This window comes from Streptomyces sp. NH27, from assembly GCF_056859195.1.
This window is the reverse complement of the sequence record NZ_JACEGK010000397.1, coordinates 1-7414: the sequence shown is the minus strand read 5'-3', so window position 1 is coordinate 7414 and position 7414 is coordinate 1. Positions and strand designations below refer to the sequence as shown.

General features: G+C 72.3%; 4 protein-coding genes. 3 read left to right on the top strand and 1 reads right to left on the bottom strand.

What is annotated here, in order from left to right; genetic code table 11:
* Positions 1–1841 (bottom strand): sensor histidine kinase (locus AC13HU_RS27085; protein WP_483044576.1); only part of this gene is annotated, 1841 nt, incomplete at its 3' end.
* Positions 1842–2261: 420 nt separating this feature from the next.
* On the opposite strand from AC13HU_RS27085, the gene AC13HU_RS27080 reads away from it, so the two are divergent.
* The 3 genes from AC13HU_RS27080 to AC13HU_RS27070 all read left to right on the top strand — a co-directional run.
* Positions 2262–4259 carry an APC family permease gene (locus AC13HU_RS27080; RefSeq protein ID WP_483044575.1) on the top strand — a complete coding sequence of 666 codons (1998 nt, stop codon included), beginning with the start codon at positions 2262–2264 and terminating at the stop codon, positions 4257–4259.
* A gap of 180 nt (positions 4260–4439) precedes the next feature.
* Positions 4440–4856: a DUF6221 family protein gene (locus tag AC13HU_RS27075; RefSeq protein ID WP_483044574.1), complete on the top strand. Its 417-nt coding sequence runs from the start codon at positions 4440–4442 to the stop codon at positions 4854–4856.
* Positions 4857–5040: 184 nt separating this feature from the next.
* A partial coding sequence (locus AC13HU_RS27070) for a phosphoketolase family protein (RefSeq protein WP_483044573.1) occupies positions 5041–7414 on the top strand: 2374 nt, incomplete at its 3' end.

Here is a 7414-nt window from a genome sequence, read left to right as displayed (position 1 = left end):
TTCAGTGCCAGCACCAGCCGGCCCTCCCCCGCGGGCACCTCCACGTCGGCCCCTTCGGGCTCCACCGCGGGATTCGGCCCGACCGAAGCCGCCGTACGCCATCCACCCTGCCCGCCGCCGCCCGCACCTCCGTCGCCCGCAGCGCCGTCGCCCGCTCCCCCGTCGCCCCCGTTGCCCGCGCCGCCGCGCGCGTCCGCCGCGGTGGAGCCCGCGGGGTCGCCTGCGTCGTGGTGCTCCAGCAGCGCCGCGGACTCCATCGCGAAGGTCTCACGGACGCGGTCGAGCAGCGCGGTGATGTGGTCGGTGCCGTCCTCGCCGCGCAGGACGGTGCCGGCGAGATACCCGAGGATCTCGGTCTCGGCGCGGCTGCGGGCGGCCTGTTGGGCGCGGCGGGCGGCGAGGTCGACGACGGAGGCGACCGCGATGCCGACGGCGACGAAGATCACCAGGGCGAGCAGGTTCTGCGGGTTGGAGATGGTGAAGGTGTGGGTGGGCGGCGCGAAGAAGTAGTTGAGCAGGAGCGAGCCGAGCAGGGCCGCGGCGATCGCCGGGAAGACCCCGCCGACGAGGGCGGCGGCCACCGTGAGCGTGAGGAAGAGCAGCAGCGGCGTGGTGAGCCCGGGGGTGCCGGTGCCGGAGCGCAGCGCGAGGGTGAGCAGCGGCGGGCCGCCGAGGCCGATCAGCCAGCCGCCGACCGCGCGGGCCCGGCCCAGGCCGATCGGCAGTCGCCCGGGCAGCCGGGGCCGGCCGCCGGCGACGTGCTCGTGGGTGACGATGTGCACGTCGATGTCGCCGGACTCGCGGGCCACGGTGGCGCCGACACCGGGCCCGAGTGCGTACTGCCACGCTTTGCGGCGGCTGGAGCCGAGCACGATCTGGGTGGCGTCCACGCCGCGCGCGAAGTCGAGCATCGCGGCGGGGATGTCGCCGCCGACCACGGAGTGGTAGCTGCCGCCGAGGTCCTCGACCAGCCGGCGCTGGCCGCCGAGGTCGCCCGCGGACGCGCCGACCAGGCCGTCGGAGCGCACCACGTGCACCGCGAGCAGTTCGCTGCCGGACCCCTTCGCCGCGATCCGGGCGGCCCGCCGGATCAGGGTGGCGCCCTCGGGGCCGCCGGTGAGGCCGACCACGATCCGCTCGCGGGTCTGCCAGGTCTGGGCGATGCCGTGCTCGGCGCGGTAGCGCAGCAGGTACTCGTCGACGCGGTCCGCGGTCCACAGCAGCGCCAGTTCGCGCAGCGCGGTGAGGTTGCCGGGCCGGAAGTAGTGCGAGAGGGCGGCGTCGACCCGGTCGGGGGCGTAGACGTTGCCGTGTGCGAGGCGGCGGCGCAGCGCGTCGGGGTCCATGTCGACCAGCTCGATCTGGGCGGCGCGCCGGACCACCTCGTCGGGCACGGTCTCCTGCTGCCGTACCCCGGTGATGCCCTCGACCACGTCGCCCAGGGACTCCAGGTGCTGGATGTTGACGGTGGAGACCACGTCGATGCCCGCCCGCAGCAGTTCCTCGACGTCCTGCCAGCGCTTGGCGTGGCGGCTGCCGGGCACGTTGGTGTGCGCCAGCTCGTCCACCAGCGCGACCTTGGGACGGCGGGCCAGCACCGCGTCGAGGTCCATCTCGGTGAACTCGACGCCGCGGTGCAGGACGCGGCGCCTGGGGACGGCCTCCAGACCGGCGAGCAGTTCGCGGGTGCGGGCACGGCCGTGGTCCTCGACGTACGCGGCGACCACGTCGGTGCCGCGGGCCACCCGGCGGTGGGCCTCGCCGAGCATGGCGTAGGTCTTGCCCACGCCGGGGGCGGCGCCGAGGTAGATCCGCAGACTGCCGCCGTGCGACGTGGCCACCGGTACCTCTCCCTCTCGCGTTCCACCGCCTTCGTGCTTTGTAGCGCATCCTCGCGCTCCGCAGCCGCGCCCGCGCTCCGTATGCAGGCGCCTTCGCGCTCCACGGACACCTTCGGGCTCCGCAAGGCACCTTCGGACTTCTCGAAGTGCCTTCGCGCTCCGCAGGCACGTTCGTACTCCGCAGGCACGTTCGTACTCCGCAGGCACCTTCGAGCATAGGGTGCCCGGCGGCGGCTCAACGCCCGCGACCAGCGCCGGTGCGGCGCGCTCCGCGGCTTCCCGCCCCGCCGACAAGGCACCAGCCCGAAACGCGTTAAGGACGCGCTAAGATCCTCGGCCCGCATCCCCGAATGTCCGATTCGCCCCGACTCCGTGCAGTAGTGATAAGGAGGCCCGCCCACCTTTCCGAACGGACTGCCCATGCTGTCGTCCACCACCCGGCCCGCGACCGCGGCGCTCCCCGAGAGCCACGGGTACCGGGTGAAGAAGCACCTGCTGGGCAAGCCGCTCGTGACGGAGCAGCTGAGGGGCGAGCGGCTGTCCAACCCGATCGCGCTGGGCGTGCTCGCCTCGGACTGCATCTCCTCGATGGCGTACGGCTCCGAGCAGATGCTGGTGGTGCTGATCCCGGCGATCGGCGTCGCCGCGTTCACCGCGCTCATACCCCTGACCGCGGCGATCTTGTGCGTACTGCTGCTGCTGACGCTCTCCTACCGCGACGTGGTCATGGCCTACACCCGGGCCGGCGGCTCCTACGTGGTGGCGCGGGAGAACTTCGGACCGCGCATCGCCCAGGTCGCCGCGGTCGCGCTGCTGATCGACTACATCGTCACCGTCGCGGTCCAGGCGGCGGCCGGCACCGACGCCCTGGTGTCGCTGATCCACCTGCTGTGGGGCGACGCCCGCCTGACCGCTCTGGACGACAACAAGCTCTTCATCACCATCGGGGTGGTGCTGCTGCTGTGCTGGGGCAACCTGCGCGGCATCCGTGAGGCGGGCCGCTCCTTCGCGCTGCCCGCCTACCTGTTCATCAGCGCGATGGCGCTGCTGATCATCACCGGCTTCACCCGCTTCCTGCTCGGCGACCACTCCCGCATCGACGTCCACACCCCGGGCATGGTCGGCCTCGGCACCGACACCCACGGCTTCTTCTACGGCGCCACCCTGCTGATCCTGCTGCGCGCCTTCGCCAACGGCGGCTCGTCGCTGACCGGCCTGGAGGCGATCTCCAACGGCGTCAGCGTCTTCCGCAGCCCGCAGGGTCCCAACGCCCGCCGCACCATGGTCGCGATGTCCTGCATCCTGGGCACCGGCGTCCTCGGGGTGTCCCTGCTCGCGCACATCACCCACGCCACGCCGTACGTCGCGCAGACCCCCACCGTCGTGTCGCAGGAGGCGAGTTGGGCCTTCGGCGGCAACTGGTACGGCACCGCGGGCCTGGTCTTCGTACAGCTCGCGACCGCGCTGATCCTCTACATGGGGGCGAACACCTCCTTCAACGGCTTCCCGTTCCTGGCCAGCTTCGTCGCCGAGGACTCCTTCCTGCCCCGCCAACTCACCCGGCGCGGCCACCGGTTGGCCTTCTCCAACGGCATCATCGTGCTGACCGTGGTGTCGCTGACGCTGCTGATCGCCACCAAGGGCAGCCTGAACGCGCTCGTCGGGCTGTACGCGATCGGGGTGTTCTCCGGCTTCACCATGGCCGGCGCCGGCCTGGTCCGGCATCACTGGAAGTCGCGCGACGGCAGGTGGCGGGCGAAGCTCGCGCTCAACGGCCTGGCCTGCGGGGTGTCGCTGCTGGTCGCCCTGATCTTCGCGGTCACCAAGTTCACCGAGGGCGCGTGGGTGGTGGTGCTGGTGTTCCCGATCGGCGTGTGGGCGCTGATCAAGGTGAACAAGCGCTACCGCGAGGAGGCCGCCGCGCTGGCGGCCGCGCCCGCCGACGCCACCCAGCCGCGTGCCAGCAGCCAGGTGATGTACATCCTGGTGGACCGCGTCGACCTGGCCGTGCTCAAGGCGATCCGGTACGCCCGTGCGCTGCGGCCGACCGAGATCCGCGCGGTGCACGTCATGGTCGACGCCCAGGAGGCGAAGCGGCTGGCCGCGCAGTGGAACCGCACCGAAGTCGGCGACCTGCCACTGGAGATGGTGGAGTGCCCCGACCGCCGGATCAGCCGCGCGGTGCTCGAACTGGTCGACCGCCGCATCCGCGAGCAGCAGGCCCAGGTCACCCTGCTCATCCCCGAGCGCAACTACTCCCCGGTCCTCGGCCGTCTGCTGCACCGGCGCACCGCCGACCACATCGCCCGCGCGGTCGGCCGGCTGCCCGACGTGGTGGCCACGATCGTCCCGTTCGACGTCGCCGAGCCCCACGAGGAGCGGGCGCCCGACGGATCGGCCGCCGCCCGGCGCGCGTGACTCAGGTCGCCCTTACTCGGATACGGGGTAGGGCGCCCGGGCGGGTCGGCCCGAACCGGCATGCGGCGCACGGCAGTCGACGACCGAGAGGCGGCCCTCCCGCATGGACGCGCCCGACATACCGGCGGCAAAGTCGCAGGGCGGCGCGAGCCCGCTCCCTCCTACTCCCCAGGTCGTATCGTGTCCGGACCCGCACACCATCGCGAAGGGAACACCGTGATCGAGGAGTTGACGGCCTTCGTGCGCGCCCGCATGACGGAGGACCTGACGTACGCGTGGGGCAGCGCCGTCGCGGGTGGCCGGTGGGCGGCGGAGGGCCCGCGGCTGGTCGTCGACACCGGCGCCGCGTTCGAACTGACGGCGCCGCTCGCCACGCACATCGCCCACCACGACCCGGCACAGGTGGTCCGCGCGGTCGCCGCCAAGCAGGCGATCGTCGCCAAGTGCGAACGCCACCTGGCGCAGGGCGCGCCCGGGCTCGATGCCCGCGACAGCGAGCTGTTCGTCGCGCAGATCCTCGTCACCCTGGCCGCGGAGTGGGCGTCCCACCCCGACTACCGCGACGAATGGAACGGCTCCCCCGCCGCCGAGGCATAACGCCCATACGCACTGGACGGCACCCCGCCGTCGCGGTGCCGGTCCGCACCGTAGCGGCGGCGGCGTAACGGCTGCCCCCCGGAGGGACTCACCCGGATGGGGGTGCATGGTCGGCTTTCCCCCGGTGAGCGGGTACGGCTGACGTACCCGAAGCCGTGTGCACGCACCCCCGTAAAGGACCCCCATGCCGACCGGTCTGAACGACGAGGAACTGTCCGCGCTGGATGCCCACTGGCGTGCGGCGAACTATCTGGCCGTGGGCCAGATCTACCTGCTGGACGGCAACGCGCTGCTGACGGAGCCGCTGCGCCCTGAGCACGTGAAGCCGCGGCTGCTGGGCCACTGGGGCACCTCCCCGGGGCTGAACCTGGTGTACACGCACCTGAACCGGGTGGTGCAGGCCCGCGACCTGGACGCGATCTGCGTGTGGGGCCCGGGCCACGGCGGCCCCGCGGTGCTGGCGAACGCGTGGCTGGAGGGCAGCTACAGCCGGACGTACCCGGACATCACCCGGGACGGGAACGGGATGGGCCGGCTGTTCCGCCAGTTCTCGTTCCCCGGCGGGGTACCGAGCCACGTGGCGCCGGAGACCCCGGGGTCGATCCATGAGGGCGGCGAGCTGGGCTACTCCCTGTCCCACGCCTACGGTGCCGCGTTCGACAACCCCGACCTGCTGGTGACCTGCGTGATCGGCGACGGCGAGGCCGAGACGGGGCCGCTGGCCACCTCCTGGCACGGCAACAAGTTCCTCGACCCGAGGCACGACGGCGCCGTCCTGCCGATCCTGCACCTGAACGGCTACAAGATCGCCAACCCCACCGTCCTGGCCCGCCTCCCCGAGGACGAACTGGACGCGCTGCTGCGCGGCTACGGTCACGACCCGATCCACGTCATCGGCGACGAACCCGCCGCGGTGCACCGTGCGATGGCCGCGGCGATGGACACCGCGCTGGACCGGATCGCCGCGATCCAGCAGGCGGCTCGTACCGGCGCGGACCCGGCGGTGGACGGCGCCGACCGGCCGCGCTGGCCGATGATCGTGCTGCGCACCCCGAAGGGCTGGACCGGCCCGGCCGTGGTCGACGGCCTGCCGGTCGAGGGCACCTGGCGCGCCCACCAGGTCCCGCTCTCGGAGGTCCGCACCAACCCCGAACACCTGCGGCAGTTGGAGGAGTGGCTGCTGTCCTACCGCCCCGCCGAGCTCTTCGACGACGCCGGCCGCCCCCGCCCGCAGGTGCTGGCCTGCGTGCCGGAGGGCGAGCGGCGGCTCGGCGCGAACCCGCACACCAACGGCGGGCTGCTGCTGCGCGACCTGCCGATCCCCGACCTGGACGAGTTCGCGGTCCCGGTCGAGCGGCACGGCACCGTACTGCACGAACCGACCCGCGTGCTGGGCCGGTTGCTGGAGCAGGTGATGGCCGACACCGCGCAGCGCCGCGACTTCCGGATCGTCGGCCCCGACGAGACCGCCTCCAACCGCCTCGACGCGGTCTACGCCGCCTCCGGGAAGTCCTGGCAGGAGCGGCTGGTGGCGACCGACGAACACCTCGACCGGCACGGCCGGGTGCTGGAGATCCTCTCCGAACACACCTGCCAGGGCTGGCTGGAGGGCTATCTGCTCACCGGCAGACACGGCCTGTTCTCCTGCTACGAGGCGTTCGTCCACATCGTCGACTCGATGGTCAACCAGCACATCAAGTGGCTGCGCACCACCCGCCGGCTGCCCTGGCGGCGCCCGATCGCCTCCCTCAACTACCTGCTCACCTCGCACGTCTGGCGCCAGGACCACAACGGCTTCTCCCACCAGGACCCCGGCTTCATCGACCACGTCCTGAACAAGTCCCCCGAAGTGGTCCGCGTCTACCTCCCGCCGGACGCCAACACCCTCCTCTCGGTCGCCGAACACGCCCTGAAATCACGGGACTACGTCAACGTCATCGTCGCCGGCAAGCAACCCTGCTTCGACTGGCTGACGATGGACGCCGCCCGCGCGCACTGTGCCCGCGGCGCGGGCATCTGGGAGTGGGCGGGCACCGAGGACGGAACCCGCGAACCGGATGTCGTGCTGGCCTGCGCCGGCGACGTGCCCACCCAAGAGGTGCTGGCCGCAGCCCAGTTGCTCCGCCACCACCTGCCGCAGCTCGCCGTGCGCGTCGTCAACGTCGTGGACCTCGCCCGCCTGCTGCCGGAGAAGGAACACCCGCACGGCATGTCCGACCCGCAGTACGACGCCCTGTTCACCCCCGACAAGCCGGTGATCTTCGCCTACCACGGCTACCCGTGGCTGATCCACCGGCTCGCCTACCGCCGCACCGGCCACCGCGACCTGCACGTCCGCGGCTACAAGGAGATCGGCACCACCACCACGCCGTTCGACATGGTCGTCAGCAACGACCTCGACCGCTACCGCCTGGTCATGGACGTCATCGACCGCGTGCCGGGGCTCGCCGTCCGCGCGGCGCCCGTACGGCAGTTGATGGAGGACACCCGGTTGCGGCACCGGGGCTGGATCCGCGCCCACGGCACCGACCTGCCGGAGGTGGCCGACTGGCGTTGGG

Coding starts and splice junctions, on each gene's coding strand:
- AC13HU_RS27080 (WP_483044575.1), top strand. CDS start 2,262: ATGCTGTCGTCCACCACCCGGCCCGCGACCGCGGCGCTCCCCGAGAGC.